Raw genomic sequence first — 15639 nt, forward strand, 5'->3', positions numbered from 1 at the left:
CCAGCGCCTCGCCCTTCACCAGCGTGCGCGCGGCGAGCGCATCGACAGCGGCGGGCCGCGAGCCCGGTCCGCCGAGCAATTGATCGGTGCCGACCGTGGAGGCGACCAGCGGCAGCACAGGTCCTGCCAGCGGTCGCGGCGCCGGCTTGCCGGGCTCGGCGCTGGTATCGGGCGTTGCCGGCTCGCTCGGCAGCGCGATCGGCCCGGAGCGCACCGCAAGCAGGCGCGTCACCTCGCGCTCGACATAGTGCGCGAGCTTGCGCGCGCCGGCCTTGGTGAAGAACACGCCGTCATCGGAGCGCAGCTTGCGCGGCTGGCCTTCGAAGTCCGGGCCCTTCGGCATGAAGCGGCCGGCCTCGTCGACGAAGCCGTCCCAAACGTCGACATAGGTGATGCCGGCCTTGCCGGCGCCGTCGCGATAGAGCGCGTCGAGGAACAGCATGTCCGACGTGCCCTTCTGGCCGCGGATCGCAGGCAGGCCGACCCACAGCACCGGCACGCCCTTGCTCTTCAGTACGTTGATCAATTCCTCGATCTTCTTGCCGTAGAGCTCGACCCAGCGGTCGTCGCGGAATTCATAGAGCCCGTTGGGCGAGCGCGCGGTCTTTTCCGGCGCGGCCTGCGAGTCCGTGTCGGCGTCGTCGGCCGGCGGCTCAGTCTCGACCGGCTTGTTGTCGGCCTTGTTGTCGGTCTTGCCATCAGTCTTGGCGGCGGCATCGGGCTTATCGCCAGGCTTTGCGTCCGGCTTGCCGCGAGCGTCCTTTTTCTCGTCCTTCTTGTCGACCTTCTTCTCCACGACCGGTTCGCGGATCGAGGTGCGATCGTTGAGGCCGAGCATCACGACGATGGCGTCGGGGTTCTCGGTGGCGAGAATGCCCTTGGCGGCCGCGGCCCAATCCGCGGGGTCGCCCTTCGGCTGATAGCGGATCAGGCCGGAGACCGTCTTGTGCTTGCGGATCACGCCCATGTCGGGCTGATCGGAATAGGCATCTTCCAGGCCATAAGCGAGCCAGTCGGCCATGGCGTCGCCGATCACCAGCACGTTGCGCTCGGCGGCGGCTTCGCGCTTGGCCGGCGCCGGGGCACGGGAGAAATCCTCGCGCGGCCGTTGCGGCTGTGATTGCTGCTGCTGCTGTTGGAACGGCGCGAAGAAATCGCCGCCGAACCAGCCGCCACCGCCGTGCTGCGGCGCGCGGCGCTGCGGTTGCGGCGGTCCGCCACCGAAGCCGGGGAAGCCGAAAAACTGCGCCGAGGCGGGCTGCGCGATGCCGATCAACAGCGCAAGCGCCACCGCCAGCGCGACCAGCGGACCGGCTTCGGTGAATATGCGCAGGAAGGACTTCGGCTTGGCCATCGAGTTCGGTCGCAAATGATCTGGAAGTACGTGAGCATACTAGCGGAATCGGGCCGCAAGCGGGCAGCTTTTCCACGATAAATCGGGTGCCTCCGGCTGCCGTCAAGGCGCCGGGCAAATATCGGATTTCACGGTTACTTTCGGGGCCGGATCCGGCGATATCGCCCTACCGCCCGCGCAGCCGCTCCAGCACCTCTGACGTGGCAAAGCCGTCGGCCGGCGCGCCGATCGAGACCTGGAAGCCGCGCAGCGCCTCGCGGGTCTGGCCGCCGAACTGGCCGTCCGGCGTGCCCTTGTAGAAGCCGCGCTGGGCCAGCAGCTGCTGCAGTTCGAGCCGCTCGGCGCGTGACAGCACCCGTTCCTGGCGCGGCCAGGGCTGCACGAAAGGCGCCCCGCCGCGCAGCCGGTCGGCGAAATGGCCGATCGCGAGCGCGTAGGCCTCGGCTGGGTTGTATTTCATGATCACCCGGAAGTTCTGCAGCATCAGGAAGCCCGGCCCCTCGGCGCCCGCCGGCGCCAGCAGATAGGCCTTGTCGGAGGGCCGCGGGAATTGCTGGCCGTTGGGCCGCTTGACGCCGAGCTGCTCCCATTGCGACAGCGGCATCACCTTGGCGCGGTCGGCGAGCATGTAGTTCAAGCCCTGCGGCAGCACGACCTCGTAGCCCCAGCTCGCGCCGGCCTGCCAGCCATCCTTCTTCAGGTTGTTGGCGGTGGAGGCGATCAGGTCACTCGGATCGTCGACGACGTCGCGTCGGCCGTCGCCGTCGCCGTCGACCGCGTAGCGCTTGAACGCAGTCGGCATGAACTGCGTGGGGCCGAATGCGCCGGCCCAGGAGCCGCGCATCTGTTCGGGCTTGAGGTCGCCGCGGTTGAGGATCTCGAGCGCCGACAGGAACTCGTCCTTGAAATAGGCCTGACGGCGGCCGATGCAGGCGAGGGTGGCGGTCGACTGCACCACGCTGCGATCGCCCATCTGGGTCGAGTAGTTCGACTCGATGCCCCAGATCGCCGCGATGATGTAGCGATCGACGCCATAGGCCCGCTCGGTCGCATCGAACTGCGGCTTGTACTTCGCAAGGATCTCGCGGCCCTTGGCGAGTCTGGTATCGCTGACGAGAATGTCGAGATAGTCCCAGATCGCCTTGGTGAATTCCGGCTGCGAATCCAGCAGATCCATGATGCGCAGATCGGGCTGCAGGCCCGCGGTAAAGCGCTCGAAATTCTGCTGCGTGATGTTGCGCCGCGCGGCGTCGGGCCACATCCCGGCGACGCAGTTCGGGAAGTCGGATGCGGCCTGGCGGATCGCGGCGGCGGTCATCAGCGGATGGCCGGACGTGCCGTCTTCGCCGCTCCAGGGCGGCGCCGCGCCGTCCTGTCCGGTCGCAGCCTGCGGCGGCGTCGCGGCGTTCGGCGAAAAGATGCTGTCGATCAGGTTGGTCAGGCCGTTGCCGGCCGACTGAGCTTGCGTGCTGCCGGGCAGCAGCATCGCCAGCGCGATCAGGCTCGCGCTGAAAAGCCTGGTCCTTGATGTTCCCGTCGCGCGCATTCGTCGTCTGCCTGTCAAAATCGTGCTGCCTCAGAAGGCCTCGTCACGGTTTCCAATATCTTAACAAAGGGCAGCATTTTGGGCGTGACCAAATCACGCGACGGTTTTGGCCGGGACAAATTGTCCGATCTCATCAACCGGCTTTGATTGGTCCCTGAGGTCGGCCAAGACAGCTTCGGCGTTTTCGAAGCAATCGCCGCCCGGCGGCGTCGCCTCGATCCGGGCGATCACGGCCTCAAGCCCGGCCTGGGTTTCAGATAGTCGGCGCTGCAGGGCTGCAAGCTCGATCACCTTCTTCTTGAGGGCGGCTACCAGCTTGTCCTTGCTCCAGTCGCCCTTGCCGTGCGGCGGCAGCAAGTTCCGGATCTCGTCGAGTGAGAATCCGGCCTGCTGGGCCATCACGATGATTTCGAGAACCTGGCGCGTCTCCCGCGAATACTGCCGATAGCCGTTCAAGCCGCGGTCGATCGACCCGATCAGGCCCTCTCGCTCATAGAAGCGGATACGCGACGGCGCCAGACCGGACTCCCGAGCCAGTTCCCCGATCTTCATTGAAGGCTCACCTTGCTGCTTGAAATTAAAGTTTACTTTAAGGTTAGGGTGCGTGCAGATCAACAAGGAACTCGATAAGGAACCTAAGTCTATGTCGCCGTTCGATTCCCTCACTTTGCCCAACGGAAGCAGCGTTCCCAACCGCATCGCCAAGGCGGCGATGGAGGAGAACATGGCTGACGCAGAGCATCTCCCCTCGGCCGAGCTGCTGCGCCTCTATCAGGCATGGGCCGATGGCGGCGCCGGCCTCATCATCACAGGCAATGTCATGATCGATCGCCACGCCATGACCGGGCCGGGTGGCGTCGTGCTGGAGGACGGCACCGAGCTTGAAGCGTTTCGAAACTGGGCGCGGATCGGCCGCGCCAAGGGCGCGCAAATCTGGCTGCAGCTCAGTCATCCCGGCCGGCAGGTGATGAAGAACATGGGCCAGCAGACCCTGGCGCCATCGGCGGTGGCGCTCGATCTCGGCAAGCATTCGAACCTGTTTGCGATGCCGAGGGCGATGACCGAGCAGGACATCAGCGAGGTGATCGCGCGCTTCGTCAGCGCCGCGCGGCTTGGCGAGCGCGCCGGCTTCTCCGGCGTGCAGATCCATGCGGCGCACGGCTATCTGCTCAGCCAGTTCCTGTCGCCATTGAGCAACCGGCGCACCGACGGCTGGGGAGGCTCGCTGCAGAACAGGGCGCGTCTGTTGATCGAAACCGTCAAGGCGGTTCGCGCGGCGGTGTCGCCCGGCTTTTCGGTTGCGGTCAAATTGAACTCGGCCGATTTCCAGCGCGGTGGCTTCGATGCCGCCGATGCGAAGACGGTCGTCGAGATGCTGAACGAATTGCCCGTCGATCTGGTCGAACTGTCCGGCGGCAGCTACGAGGCGCCGGCGATGCAGGGCGATGCACGCGACGGCCGGACGCTGGCACGCGAGGCTTATTTCCTCGACTTCGCGCGCGATATCGCAGCGGTCGCCAGAATGCCGGTCATGGTCACAGGTGGCATTCGCCGCATCGGCGTCGTGCAGCAGGTGCTCGACAGCGGCGTCGCGATCGCAGGCATCGCCACCGCGCTGGCGATCAGGCCGGACTTGCCGAACGCCTGGCGCAGGGCTGAGGATCTGCGGCCAGAAGTCGCGCCGATCCGCTGGAAGAGCAAGCCGATGGCCTCGCTTGCCGCCATGGCCGTCGTGAAATTCCAGTTGCGGCGGCTGAGCAGAGGGCGCGCGGCCAATCCGAACGTTTCGCCGCTGAAGGCGTTGGTCCTCGCCCAGCTGCGAACGGCATCGCTCACCCGCAAATATCGCCGCTGGATCGCGTCATCGGTTACCGCGACGGCTGCATCCGGCAGCACGTCGGCGCCGTTGCGCGCGGTCGGGATGCCGAGGTAAGGCCGAACGCTCGGGCGGAACGCTTGAGTGGAGAAGGCGGATTGGTGCACATCACACATCCGCCTTTGTTCTCGGCTGCAAAACGGTTACCAAGGAGCGATTAAATCCCGCGCCGCCGTCCCACCCGTTTCAAGGCTTCCGATAATCCCATGAAGATCCGCAAAGCCGTATTTCCCGTCGCCGGTCTCGGCACCCGCGTGCTGCCTGCCACCAAGGCGATGCCGAAGGAGATGTTGACGATCGTCGACAAGCCCCTGATCCAGTACGTGGTCGATGAGGCCCGTGAGGCCGGCATCGAGCACTTCGTGTTCGTCACCGGCCGCAACAAGGGTGTCATCGAGGATCACTTCGACCGCATGTTCGAGCTCGACACCACGCTCGCGCAACGCGGCAAGAAGACCGAGCAGGAGATCCTGGCGCAGAACCAGCCCGAAGCCGGCGCAATGAGCTTCACCCGGCAGCAATCGCCGCTCGGTCTCGGCCACGCCGTGTGGTGCGCGCGCGACATCGTCGGCAACGAGCCGTTCGCGGTGGTGCTGCCTGATGAACTGGTGCTGAACACGCCGGGCTGCCTGAAGCAGATGATCGATGCCGCCAACAAGCTCGGCGACAAGTCGAACGTGATCGCGGTCGAGGCGGTGCCCGACGAGCTCACCCATCAATACGGTATCTGCAGCGTCGGCAAGCGCACCGGCAACATCTTCGAGGTCGACCGCATGGTCGAGAAGCCGCCGCAGGGCACCGCGCCGTCCAATCTCTCGATCACCGGCCGCTACATCCTGCAGCCCGAGATCTTCGACATCCTGGCGACGCAGGAGCGCGGCGCCGGCGGCGAGATCCAGCTCACCGACGCCATGATCGGGCTCGCCAGGACGCAGAAGTTCTACGGCGTCGAGTTCGAGGGCGAGCGCCACGATTGCGGCTCGAAGCCCGGCTTCCTCCGCGCCAACATCGCCTTCGGCCTCAAGCGCCCCGAACTGCGCGACGGCCTGATCGCCGAGATGAAAAGATATCTGGAGAAGTGAGGGGCGGGGCGCTTCTTAGGGCCCTGTGCGATTCCGCTTTCGCTTCGCAAAGCTCGGACAAATCATGTCGCGAGAATTCGGATGTGTGAGTCACCGGCCTGACAACAAACTCGCTGTCGTCCCTGCGAAAGCAGGGACCCATAACCACCGAAGTTCATCGTTGCGCGACGCTGGAACGACGAGTCGAGGTCACACAGCGCGGGCCGCGGCGTATGGGTCCCTGCTTTCGCAGGGACGACGGTCGTGAATGTGGCGCGATGCTTGCGTCAAACTCAGAACACTGCCTCTCCACGCCATCGAACCAATCACGCCACCTTCCGTCGCCCCGCGCGCTTCGCCGGCTCCTTGCCCCCATCCCCCTTCGGCGCGCGCAGTTCGCGGGCGGCGAGGCTCACCACCTCGGCGATCTGCTGGAGCTGCGAGGCGAGCGGAGAGGTCTTGCGCCAGACCATGCCGATGGTGCGCGACGGCTGCGGGTGCTTGAAGCGCGACACCGTGACCGGCGCCGAGCGCGTCTCGACCGTCACTGCCATCTCGGGGATCAGGGTGACTCCGATGCCGGCGCCGACCATCTGCACCAGCGTCGACAGCGAGCTTGCGTCCAGCACCTCGCGCGGCGGCGAGGATTGCATGTTGCAGAACGACAGCGCCTGGTCGCGGAAGCAGTGGCCTTCCTCGAGCAGCAGTAGCCGCATCTCGCGCAGCATCTCGGCGCTCGGCACCGGCGTTTTCGCATCCTCGCTGGGCCGCACCAGCAGGAAATTTTCCGAGAACAGCGCGACCTCGGTCAGCGACGGTTCCGACACCGGCAGCGCCACGATCGCGGTGTCGAGCCGGCCTTCGGCGACCTCCTTGATCAGTTTCGGGGTCAGCGTCTCGCGGACATGGATGTCGAGCTCGGGATGCAGCCGCGCCAGGGTCTCGATCACCTTCGGCAGCAGATATGGCGCGATCGTCGGGATCATGCCGACGCGCAGCCGACCGGCGAGCTTGTCGCGCGAAGCGCGCGCGAAATCGCCGAGCTCGTCGACCGAGCGCAGGATGTCGCGCACGCGATGCAGGAGGTCCTCGCCGAAGGTCGTCAGGGTGACCTGTCGGGCATTGCGTTCGATCAGGACGCCGCCGACCGCTCGTTCCAACTCGCGGATCTGCATCGACAGCGCCGGCTGCGACACCGCGCAGGCATCCGCGGCGCGCCCGAAATGCCCGTGCCGGGCCAGCGCATCGAAATACCTCAGTTGCCGGAGTGTGACATTTATCATCAGATAATCTTATCGAGACGATCATTAAAGTCAATTTCCCCTGATGGATTGGGGCGCGTAGAATCGTTATTGGAAGAGCTCCAGCACATTCCAGAATCCATCACCTCGGAGAAGAAACATGGACGCAAAAACCGACGAAGGCGCGGGCAAATGCCCGTTCACGGCAGCCCCTCGCGGACACACGAATCGTGACTGGTGGCCGAAGTCGCTTGACGTTCAGGTCTTGCATCACAACTCCAGCCTGTCCGATCCGATGGGCAAGGAGTTCGACTACGCCAAGGAATTCAAGACCCTCGACCTCAACGCCGTCATCAAGGACCTGACGGCCCTGATGACGACGTCGCAGGAGTGGTGGCCGGCGGACTTCGGCCATTATGGCGGCCTGATGATCCGCATGGCCTGGCACTCGGCGGGTACCTACCGCATCACCGACGGCCGCGGCGGCGCCGGTGCCGGTCAGCAGCGTTTCGCCCCGCTCAACAGCTGGCCTGACAACGCCAACCTCGACAAGGCGCGCCGGCTGCTTTGGCCCATCAAGCAGAAATACGGCCGCAAGATCTCCTGGGCCGACCTGTATGTCCTCGCCGGCAACGTCGCGCTGGAATCGATGGGCTTCAAGACGTTTGGTTTTGCGGGTGGCCGCGCCGACGTGTGGGAGCCGGAAGAGCTGTACTGGGGCCCGGAGGGCACCTGGCTCGGCGACGAGCGTTATAGCGGCGAGCGTCAGCTCTCCGAGCCGCTCGGCGCGGTGCAGATGGGCTTGATCTACGTCAACCCGGAGGGCCCGAACGGCAACCCGGATCCGGTCGCTGCCGCGAAGGACATCCGCGAGACGTTCTTCCGCATGGCGATGAACGACGAAGAAACCGTCGCGCTGATCGCCGGCGGCCACACCTTCGGCAAGACCCATGGCGCGGGCGATCCGTCGCTGATCGGGCCGGAGCCGGAAGGCGGCGCGCTCGAGGAGCAGGGCCTCGGCTGGAAGAGCAAGTTCGGCACCGGCGTCGGTGCCGACGCGATCACCGGCGGCCCCGAGGTCACCTGGACCCAGACGCCGACGAAGTGGAGCAACCACTTCTTCGACAACCTGTTCAAGTATGAATGGGAGCTGACGAAGAGCCCCGCAGGTGCGAAGCAGTGGAAGGCGAAGGGCGCTGCGGCCGACATTCCGGACGCGTTCGACCCGTCGAAGAAGCATGTCCCGACCATGCTGACCACCGACCTGTCGCTGCGCTTCGATCCGGCCTATGAAAAGATCTCGCGGCGGTTCTACGAGCATCCGGATCAGTTCGCGGACGCCTTCGCCCGCGCCTGGTTCAAGCTCACGCATCGCGACATGGGCCCGATCCAGCGCTACCTCGGCCCGCTGGTGCCGAAGGAGACGTTGATCTGGCAGGACCCGGTTCCGGCGCTCGATCATGCCGTGATCGACGACAAGGATATCGAGGCGCTGAAGGCGAAGATCCTCGCCTCGGGGCTCTCGGTCTCCGAACTGGTGTCGACCGCCTGGGCGTCGGCGTCCACGTTCCGCGGCTCCGACAAGCGCGGCGGTGCCAACGGTGCGCGTATCCGTCTTGCTCCGCAGAAGGACTGGGAAGTCAACGAGCCGGCCCAGCTCAAGGGTGTGCTGTCCAAGCTCGAAGCCATCCAGAAGGAGTTCGGCAAGAAGGTCTCGCTGGCCGACCTGATCGTGCTCGGCGGCGCGGCTGCGATCGAGAAGGCGGCGAAGGACGGCGGCACCAATGTGAAGGTCCCCTTCACGCCCGGCCGTACCGACGCGTCGCAGGAGCAGACCGACGCCGCCTCCTTCGCTCCGCTCGAGCCGCGGGCCGACGGCTTCCGCAACTATCTCAGCGGCAAGCCCCAGGCCATGCTGCCCGAGGAGGCCTTGGTCGATCGCGCGCAGCTGCTGCGGCTGACCGGACCGGAGTTGACGGTTCTTGTCGGCGGCCTGCGCGTGCTCGGCGCCAATGCCAAGAAGTCGAAGCATGGCGTCTTCACCGGCAAGCCGGGGACGCTGACCAACGACTTCTTCCTCAACCTGCTCGACATGGGCACGGAGTGGAGCGATGCCGGCGAGGGCGTCTATGAGGGCCGCGACCGCAAGACCAAGGCGGTGAAGTGGACCGGCACCCGCGCCGACCTGATCTTCGGCTCGCACTCGCAGCTGCGCGCGTTCGCCGAAGTCTACGGCTCGTCGGACGCCAAGGCGCAGTTCGTGAACGACTTCGTCGCGGCCTGGGCCAAGGTGATGAACGCCGATCGCTTCGATCTCGTGAAGTAAACGACCGGCAGCGGCAATCAGGACAGGGCGGCGCTTCGGCGCCGCCCTGTTTCGTTTCGGGGATGCAGATAAGGCCTTTCGCGCTTTGTCGGTCAGTCGTGCAGTTTCATGTCCCGGATCATCTCCTCGAATTCCGCCTGCGTCGGAATCGCCGGTAGCGATTGCAGCGCGCCGCTCGTCGCGATGGGCACCTCGCATTGCGAGGCCCCGCGCGACGGCTCGAAGATTGCGGTCAGGCTCGCCCAGCACACCAGGAGAGCCACGATCCAGTCCAGTACATTGGACGCCGTCATTGCAGCACCAGCATCAGCATTTCCACGCGCCGATGGTGGTGCCTGTGCGACGCTTGCGCAATTCGGAAGCTACGAAACGTAACTTCGGCATAGCCGAGACGAGCGCCGAAGCCCGAACGCTATCCGGTGCGCGCCCGACGCCCTTCGATCGGATAGGCCGGATCGTTGAAGCCCGGCGTCGAGGGATGGCCGGTGACGACGAGGCGGTCGATCAGCGCTTCATCTTCGGCGGTGAAGCGATAGTCGAGTGCGCGGATGTAGTCGTCCCATTGTGCTTCGGTGCGTGGGCCGGCAATGACCGCGCTGACGAACGACGAGTTCAGCACCCAGGCGACCGCGAACTGCCCGGCGGTGATGCCGCGGCCTTCGGCGTGGCGCTTGATCTCCTGTGCGAGCTGCAGCGATTCCGGTCGCCACTCGGTCTGCATCATGCGCTTGTCGTTGCGCCCCGCACGCGTGTCGGCGGGCGGCGCCGCATCGGGGGCGTATTTGCCGGTCAGGACGCCGCGCGCCAGCGGGCTGTAGGGCACGATGCCGAGGCCGTAATAGGCGCAGGCCGGAAAATGCTCGACCTCCGGCATCCGGTTCATCGCATTGTAATAGGGCTGGCTGGCAACCGGGCGGTCGATGCCGAGCCGGTCGCAGATGTTGCAGATCTCGGCGACGCGCCAGGCGCGATAGTTGGAGACGCCGAAATAGCGCACCTTGCCGGCGCGGATCAGGTCACCCATCGCGCGCACGGTCTCGTCGAGCGGCGTCGTGTGATCTTCCTTGTGCAGATAATAGACGTCGATGTAGTCGGTGCCGAGCCGCTTCAGGCTCTCGTCGGCAGCCTGCAACACCCAGCGCCGCGACAGCCCGCCATGGTTGGGATCGTCGCCGATCGGATTGGCGAGCTTGGTGGCGAGCACCCAGTTCGACCTTCTGTTCGAGATCGCGCGTCCGACGACCTCCTCGGACTTGCCGCCATTGTAAGCGTCGGCGCTGTCGATGAAGTTGATCCCGGCCTCGCGCGCCTTCGCCACGATCCGCGATGAGGTCGCCTCATCGGTCGGTCCGCCGAACATCATGGTGCCGAGGCAGATCGGCGAAACCTTCAGGCCGCTGCGGCCGAGCTGGCGATATTGCATCGAGCGTTCCTCCGGATGTCATTCCGGGGCGATGCGCAGCATCGAACCCGGAATCTCGAGGTTCCGGGTTCGCTTCGCGCCCCGGAACGACGATGGTCAACTCTCGTTCTTCAGAATCTTGAATACGCCGTTGGCCATCGCGATGCAGCGCTTGTCGACGGTCACCTCGGCCGTGATGAAGATCAGGCTGCGGGTCGAGCGCACCACGCGCGGCCGCGTCGTCAGGATCTCGCCGATCTTGCCGGCCTCGACGAAATGGGTGTCGAGCTGCACCGTCGCAAGCGTCGGCTTGCCCGAGACGAAGCGCGCGGCCATGCCGCAAGCGCGGTCGGCGAAGGTCATGATCACGCCGCCCTGCACGAGGCCGCGGCGATTGTGGTGCTTGTCCTCGGTGATCAGCGCGAGCTCGAGCGCGCCGTCCTTCAACCGTTCCCACAACGGGCCGATCAACGTCAGGAAGCCCGTGGTCTCGGCGACCTTCCAGCCGTCGGATTTGAGTTTGTCCGCGGCCTTGGCCGTCATGAGGTGAGGATCCGTTGCTTGCAAATGATTGATCGCAGGAGGCATGTCATTCCCTGCATTTCATCAAACGCTGTTGTGTTGTAGTCAAGCTCGATGGCCCGCACATTTGACGATGCCACCCGGCGGAATATCGCAGAGCTCTGCGCCGCGTTCGCGCGTCAGGCCGCGACCGACACTGCACCGGCGCTGAAGCGCGCCGCGGTCGCGATCGCGCTGACCGAAGGCGAAGACGGCAATGGCACGGCCTTCCTGTTGACCCGGCGCAGCGCCAACCTGCGTTCCCACAGTGCGCAATGGGCGCTGCCGGGCGGACGCTGCGATGCCGGTGAGACGCAGCCCCAGGCCGCGCTGCGCGAGTTGCACGAGGAGCTTGGGCTAAAGCTGTCCGAGCGCGATGTGATCGGCATGCTCGACGATTATCCGACGCGGTCCGGTTATCTGATCACCCCGGTCGTGGTCTGGGCCGGCGCGCATGCGGCGCTCGCGCCGAACCCGGACGAGGTCGCTTCCGTCCACCGCATCGGCCTCGATGCGATCGATCTGGAGGACGCGTTCACCTTCGTTACGATCCCCGAGAGCTCGCGGCGCGTGATCCGCTTCCGCCTCGGCGGCCAGCAGATTCATGCTCCGACCGCCGCGCTGATCTATCAGTTCCGTGAGGTGCTCGCCGGCCGCAGTACCCGCGTCGCCGACCTGGAGCAGCCGGTGTTCGCGTGGAAGTGACCGTCATCAACCCGTCGCCTCCACGGCTTTCCTCGGAGAACACCGCATTGTGGCGAAAATTCTGGAGCTGATCGCGGCATCCGGCCGCCTTCGATCCGGACAATTCCGGGCTGACTTCGCGGCGGCGCTTGCTACAACGAGGTCATGCGCCCGCAATTGATTCGCCTGTGTCCTGGATTTGTCGCGCTCGCGCTCGTCGCCGGCGCGCCGTCTGTATCGGCCGGCGAGGCCGATGCGTTGCCGCCGTCCGTCGCCAATGCGATGGCACAGGCATCGCCGCAGGCGATCATGGACTATCGCCGCAAGCTGCAGGAATACCAGGAGGCGCGCGACGCCTTCGAGCAGGATGCCAGCGCCTATTGGACCGCGATCGCCGACAAGCGCCGCGGCCGCAACGCCAAGCGCCGCGACCGCGTGCAGATCGGGTTGGATGACTACGTGCTGCAGCAGCCGCCGGTCTACGAAGGCCCGAAGCGGCCGGTCAATCCGGCTCCGGAAGAGGAGGGCGGCAAGCCGCCGCGTCCGCCCAAGACGATACCGGTGGTCTCGGATCTGGTCAGGGCGGCCGCCGAGCAATTCCAGTTCACGCCGCAGCGGCCGACGAGCGAGGTCGAGTTCAAGCGCGCCTATGCCCGCTACGCACGCGCGGCGGGGCTGACGCCGGAGCAGGCGGTGCGGGTCTATTCGTTCGAGACCGGAGGCACCGGCAATTACGACGTGCAGGCGGGCATCGAGCATGGCGGCAAGCGCGCCATCTCCACCGCAATGGGCTACAACCAGCTGCTCACCACCAACACCGTCGAGCTATTGGCCGAGCAGGGCCGTGAATTCGTGCGGGATTTGACCGAGCGGGTGGCGAGGACGCAGGGGCCGGCGCGCAAGGCGATGGAGCACAAGCTCGCGGTGCTGAAGAAGATGGTCGCCTTCACGCTCACCGTGCCTGACGACTGGTCGGCGCATCAACGCCTCGCCGACACCCCGCAGGGCTGGGCGTGTCATGCCATGGTGCTCGACATCGATGTCGGCCCGATGCTGCAGACCCACAAGCTGCTGACCTCGGTGATCTTCGCGCGCAACAAGGGCTATTCACGGCCGCTGACCGCGGCCGAGCTCGAGATGATGAACCTGACCGGCGACGGCACCGGGCTCGACATGGTGACCATGCCGCAGGCGATGCGTGAGCAGGTGCCGACCTCGAACTTCTTCCAGCGCTCGGGCTACGAGCGCAACCCGGTCGCGATCCGCCACAACACCGTGGCCAAGCTGCTTGCCGTCACCAACGAGCGGATGGACTTCAACAGCAACAAGCTCGGCGCCCGGGAATTGGCCGCGGCGTTCTGACGCCTGCCGGACACGTCATTTCGAGCCGAACATGAATTTGCCGTCGCCCTCGAGATAGGGCCCGGAGCGCATGTAGAGCTGGCCGTTCTGGCCGATGAAGAACAGTGTCCCCTTCGGCACCTTCTTGGCACCCTTCAGCAGCGTGCCGGCATTGTTGGTGCCCATCTTGTAGGTCCAGGTCTTGCCGTCCTTGTCATAGGCGTAGCCCATGTCGGACTTCAGCTCCCATGGCACAGCCTCCTGCGCGAATGAGTATGTCGTCATCGCAGCAAGGGTCGCGGTCGCAATAAAGGTCTTGGTCAAAAAATGCGTCATGATCCACCTCCGGCCGAAAAAAAAACGGCATCGTCCCCACGCTTCTGAACAAATCACGAACGCCATTCGCGCGTCAATACGACAATCGGCGAGACCGCTCGTGCAGATCAGCGACTTTGTGATTTCCCGTATCAAGCTTGGCGACTATCTTCGCGTTACCGTTTACAAACGCTTTGATCGGCGGAAACACTACCTGGGGATGATCGCGATGAATCACGTCATGAAGATCGGTATCGGTGTCGCTCTGTCGTTCATGGCGTTGGCGTCAGTCGCGCAGGCGGACGAGTTCAAGCTCTCCAACAACCAGCGGATCTCCTGCAGCCGCGGCCTTTCGGCCGGCAAGCTCAATACGTCGACCTGCAAGTCCTACGCCTATCTGTTCAACGCCAAGACCTCGGAATACTTCCGCTGCCAGGTTTCGTTGGCGCTGACGCGGGACAACAAGGAGGTCATCAACGTCCAGGCCGACGGCGGCTGCACCAAGAAGCCGCGCATCTTCGAGACCGACGGCAATTATACGTTCGACGCCACCGAGACCGAGCCGCCGAACACCAATTCGTTCTTCGGTCCGGGCGGCTATGCAATTTGGGCCAGCGACGCCAACACCCAGAAGATCCGCGGCTGCGTCACCATCTCGTCCGGCCTCGGCTCCGACATCTCGAAATGCCTCGACATGACGTTTCAGTGACCGCCGCGCGGGCCGCGTGATGCGCAAGCTTCGCCCGGCCCCGCTGTGCCGTTCCTGGTTGTTTCTCGAAGGCGCCAACGAGGTGGTCCTGCAGCATGCGGCCGCCAGCGGCGCCGACGTGCTGATCCACGAGCTCGAGGACTTCACCCCGCCGGCGCTGCGCCCGAAGGCGCGGCGACTTGCGGCCGATCTCTACGCGGCCTGGCGCGACCAGGGCGTGGTGGTCGCAGTGCGCGTCAATCCGCTGGATCAGGACGGCATGGACGATCTCGCCGCCGTGATGCGGGGACGTCCTGACATCGTCGCGCTGCCCAAGGTCGCCGAGCCGCACCATGTCGTCAGGCTGGACGAGGCGGTGACGCGGTTCGAGCGCGACTATGGCATCGCCGAGGGATCGACGGCGCTGCTGCCGAATATCGAGTTCGCACGCGGCCTGGTCCAGACCGGCGCGATCGCAGTCGTGAGCCGGCGTACCATGGCTGCCTGATGGCCTCCGAAGACCTCGCCGCCGATCTTGGCGCCGAGCGCGGCAAAGATGGCCTCGAGCTGGCCTATGCGCGGCAACGCTTCATCGTCGAATGCCGCGCCGCCGGTGTCGTCGCGGTCGACTGTCCCTATACCTGGAGCGACGCCGCGGGCGTCGAACGCGACACGATCTGGGCGCGACGGCTGGGTTACACCGCAAAGAGCCTGGTCGATCCCGCGCATGCCGCCATCGTCAACCGCGTCCTCACGCCCAGCAAGGATGAGTTGTACCAGGCGGGCAGGATCGTAGCTGCCTTCGAGGCGGCGCGGACGCAGGGCTTCGGCCGCGTCGAACTCGACGGCTCGCTGCTCGAAGTCCCGACCTATTCCAACGCAAAGCGCCTGATCGCGCGCGGCGAGGCGCTGCGCGCGATCGATCGCGAAGCCTAGGCCTGGCGCGAGGCCATGCCTCAGGATGCCGGCTCTTTCTCGGAGAAGTGCATGCGCGAGCGGGCGAACTTCTTGACGCCCATCGGCTTGCCGAACAGGTAGCCCTGGACCTGATCGAAATCCATCTCATGCGCGGCGAGAAAGTCCGCGCGCGTCTCGACCCCCTGGGCTACGACCTGCGCGCCGGCATCGTGTGCGAGCTCCACGATACGCCGGCACACCGTCTGCTTCAGGCGCTGATCCGCGCAGCCGGTGACGTATTGATGATCGACCTTGAGCTGGACGAACGGAAAGTTCGGCAGTCCCAG

The 15639-nt window shown here is 65.3% G+C and carries 15 protein-coding genes and 1 pseudogene; 7 read left to right on the plus strand and 9 right to left on the minus strand.

Annotation, left to right across the window (positions count from 1 at the left end; genetic code table 11):
- From H8A95_RS35505 to H8A95_RS35515, 3 genes are all read right to left on the minus strand, one after another.
- On the minus strand, positions 1–1354 hold a 1354-nt coding region (locus H8A95_RS35505; RefSeq protein WP_229187354.1), incomplete at its 3' end, for an SGNH/GDSL hydrolase family protein.
- Between the two features lie 166 nt (positions 1355–1520).
- A complete protein-coding gene (locus H8A95_RS35510) occupies positions 1521–2900 on the minus strand; it encodes a lytic murein transglycosylase (protein WP_229187355.1) in 1380 nt (459 codons plus the stop codon).
- Between the two features lie 93 nt (positions 2901–2993).
- Positions 2994–3626 (minus strand): MerR family transcriptional regulator, encoded by a 633-nt coding sequence (locus tag H8A95_RS35515; protein WP_229187356.1) that lies wholly within the window; start codon positions 3624–3626, stop codon positions 2994–2996.
- On the opposite strand from H8A95_RS35515, the gene H8A95_RS35520 reads away from it, so the two are divergent.
- Both H8A95_RS35520 and galU read left to right on the plus strand, forming a co-directional pair.
- Positions 3544–4833 (plus strand): NADH:flavin oxidoreductase/NADH oxidase family protein, encoded by a 1290-nt coding sequence (locus H8A95_RS35520; RefSeq protein ID WP_338028030.1) that lies wholly within the window; start codon positions 3544–3546, stop codon positions 4831–4833. The genes H8A95_RS35515 and H8A95_RS35520 overlap by 83 nt on opposite strands.
- A 149-nt stretch (positions 4834–4982) precedes the next feature.
- Complete coding sequence (gene galU / locus H8A95_RS35525) at positions 4983–5858, plus strand: UTP--glucose-1-phosphate uridylyltransferase GalU (protein WP_229187358.1); 876 nt, start codon at positions 4983–4985, stop codon at positions 5856–5858.
- 305 nt (positions 5859–6163) lie between these two features.
- Here the strand turns inward: galU and H8A95_RS35530 are convergent, their stop codons facing one another.
- The gene (locus tag H8A95_RS35530; protein WP_229187359.1) at positions 6164–7120 is read right to left on the minus strand and encodes a hydrogen peroxide-inducible genes activator; all 957 of its coding nucleotides are present in this window, start codon (positions 7118–7120) and stop codon (positions 6164–6166) included.
- 118 nt (positions 7121–7238) lie between these two features.
- On the opposite strand from H8A95_RS35530, the gene katG reads away from it, so the two are divergent.
- A complete protein-coding gene (gene katG, locus H8A95_RS35535) occupies positions 7239–9404 on the plus strand; it encodes a catalase/peroxidase HPI (protein WP_229187360.1) in 2166 nt (721 codons plus the stop codon).
- Between the two features lie 92 nt (positions 9405–9496).
- Here the strand turns inward: katG and H8A95_RS35540 are convergent, their stop codons facing one another.
- The 3 genes from H8A95_RS35540 to H8A95_RS35550 form a co-directional block, all read right to left on the minus strand.
- Complete coding sequence (locus H8A95_RS35540; protein WP_229187361.1) at positions 9497–9697, minus strand: hypothetical protein; 201 nt, start codon at positions 9695–9697, stop codon at positions 9497–9499.
- 119 nt (positions 9698–9816) lie between these two features.
- Complete coding sequence (locus tag H8A95_RS35545) at positions 9817–10827, minus strand: aldo/keto reductase (RefSeq protein ID WP_229187362.1); 1011 nt, start codon at positions 10825–10827, stop codon at positions 9817–9819.
- Positions 10828–10923: 96 nt separating this feature from the next.
- Positions 10924–11349, minus strand: coding sequence for a PaaI family thioesterase (locus H8A95_RS35550; RefSeq protein WP_229187363.1), 426 nt, complete (start codon positions 11347–11349; stop codon positions 10924–10926).
- Between the two features lie 93 nt (positions 11350–11442).
- Here H8A95_RS35550 and H8A95_RS35555 point away from each other — a divergent pair, with 93 nt between their 5' ends.
- Positions 11443–12072, plus strand: a complete 630-nt coding sequence (locus H8A95_RS35555; protein ID WP_229187364.1) for an NUDIX hydrolase — start codon at positions 11443–11445, stop codon at positions 12070–12072.
- Positions 12073–12216: 144 nt separating this feature from the next.
- Positions 12217–13413 carry a hypothetical protein gene (locus tag H8A95_RS35560; protein ID WP_229187365.1) on the plus strand — a complete coding sequence of 399 codons (1197 nt, stop codon included), beginning with the start codon at positions 12217–12219 and terminating at the stop codon, positions 13411–13413.
- Between the two features lie 15 nt (positions 13414–13428).
- Here H8A95_RS35560 and H8A95_RS35565 read toward each other — a convergent pair whose 3' ends face one another.
- A complete protein-coding gene (locus H8A95_RS35565) occupies positions 13429–13728 on the minus strand; it encodes a hypothetical protein (RefSeq protein ID WP_229187366.1) in 300 nt (99 codons plus the stop codon).
- A gap of 208 nt (positions 13729–13936) precedes the next feature.
- On the opposite strand from H8A95_RS35565, the gene H8A95_RS35570 reads away from it, so the two are divergent.
- Positions 13937–14416, plus strand: a complete 480-nt coding sequence (locus tag H8A95_RS35570) for a hypothetical protein (RefSeq protein ID WP_229187367.1) — start codon at positions 13937–13939, stop codon at positions 14414–14416.
- A gap of 19 nt (positions 14417–14435) precedes the next feature.
- Positions 14436–15331, plus strand: a pseudogene (locus H8A95_RS35575) (HpcH/HpaI aldolase/citrate lyase family protein).
- Between the two features lie 20 nt (positions 15332–15351).
- Here the strand turns inward: H8A95_RS35575 and H8A95_RS35580 are convergent.
- Positions 15352–15639, minus strand: a 288-nt coding sequence (locus tag H8A95_RS35580; protein WP_229187368.1) for an EAL domain-containing protein, incomplete at its 5' end; no start/stop codon positions are given.

Source organism: Bradyrhizobium oropedii (genome assembly GCF_020889685.1).
Lineage (GTDB): Bacteria > Pseudomonadota > Alphaproteobacteria > Rhizobiales > Xanthobacteraceae > Bradyrhizobium > Bradyrhizobium oropedii.

Bases quoted from the DNA above. Each gene is read 5' to 3' on its own strand.
- katG (WP_229187360.1), top strand. From the start codon at position 7,239: ATGGACGCAAAAACCGACGAAGGCGCGGGCAAATGCCCGTTCACGGCA.
- H8A95_RS35510 (WP_229187355.1), bottom strand. From the start codon at position 2,900: ATGCGCGCGACGGGAACATCAAGGACCAGGCTTTTCAGCGCGAGCCTG.
- H8A95_RS35560 (WP_229187365.1), top strand. From the start codon at position 12,217: ATGCGCCCGCAATTGATTCGCCTGTGTCCTGGATTTGTCGCGCTCGCG.
- H8A95_RS35515 (WP_229187356.1), bottom strand. From the start codon at position 3,626: ATGTTCTCCTCCATCGCCGCCTTGGCGATGCGGTTGGGAACGCTGCTT.
- H8A95_RS35520 (WP_338028030.1), top strand. From the start codon at position 3,544: ATGTCGCCGTTCGATTCCCTCACTTTGCCCAACGGAAGCAGCGTTCCC.
- H8A95_RS35565 (WP_229187366.1), bottom strand. From the start codon at position 13,728: ATGACGCATTTTTTGACCAAGACCTTTATTGCGACCGCGACCCTTGCT.
- H8A95_RS35555 (WP_229187364.1), top strand. From the start codon at position 11,443: ATGGCCCGCACATTTGACGATGCCACCCGGCGGAATATCGCAGAGCTC.
- H8A95_RS35530 (WP_229187359.1), bottom strand. From the start codon at position 7,120: ATGATAAATGTCACACTCCGGCAACTGAGGTATTTCGATGCGCTGGCC.
- galU (WP_229187358.1), top strand. From the start codon at position 4,983: ATGAAGATCCGCAAAGCCGTATTTCCCGTCGCCGGTCTCGGCACCCGC.
- H8A95_RS35540 (WP_229187361.1), bottom strand. From the start codon at position 9,697: ATGACGGCGTCCAATGTACTGGACTGGATCGTGGCTCTCCTGGTGTGC.
- H8A95_RS35545 (WP_229187362.1), bottom strand. From the start codon at position 10,827: ATGCAATATCGCCAGCTCGGCCGCAGCGGCCTGAAGGTTTCGCCGATC.
- H8A95_RS35550 (WP_229187363.1), bottom strand. From the start codon at position 11,349: ATGACGGCCAAGGCCGCGGACAAACTCAAATCCGACGGCTGGAAGGTC.
- H8A95_RS35570 (WP_229187367.1), top strand. From the start codon at position 13,937: ATGAATCACGTCATGAAGATCGGTATCGGTGTCGCTCTGTCGTTCATG.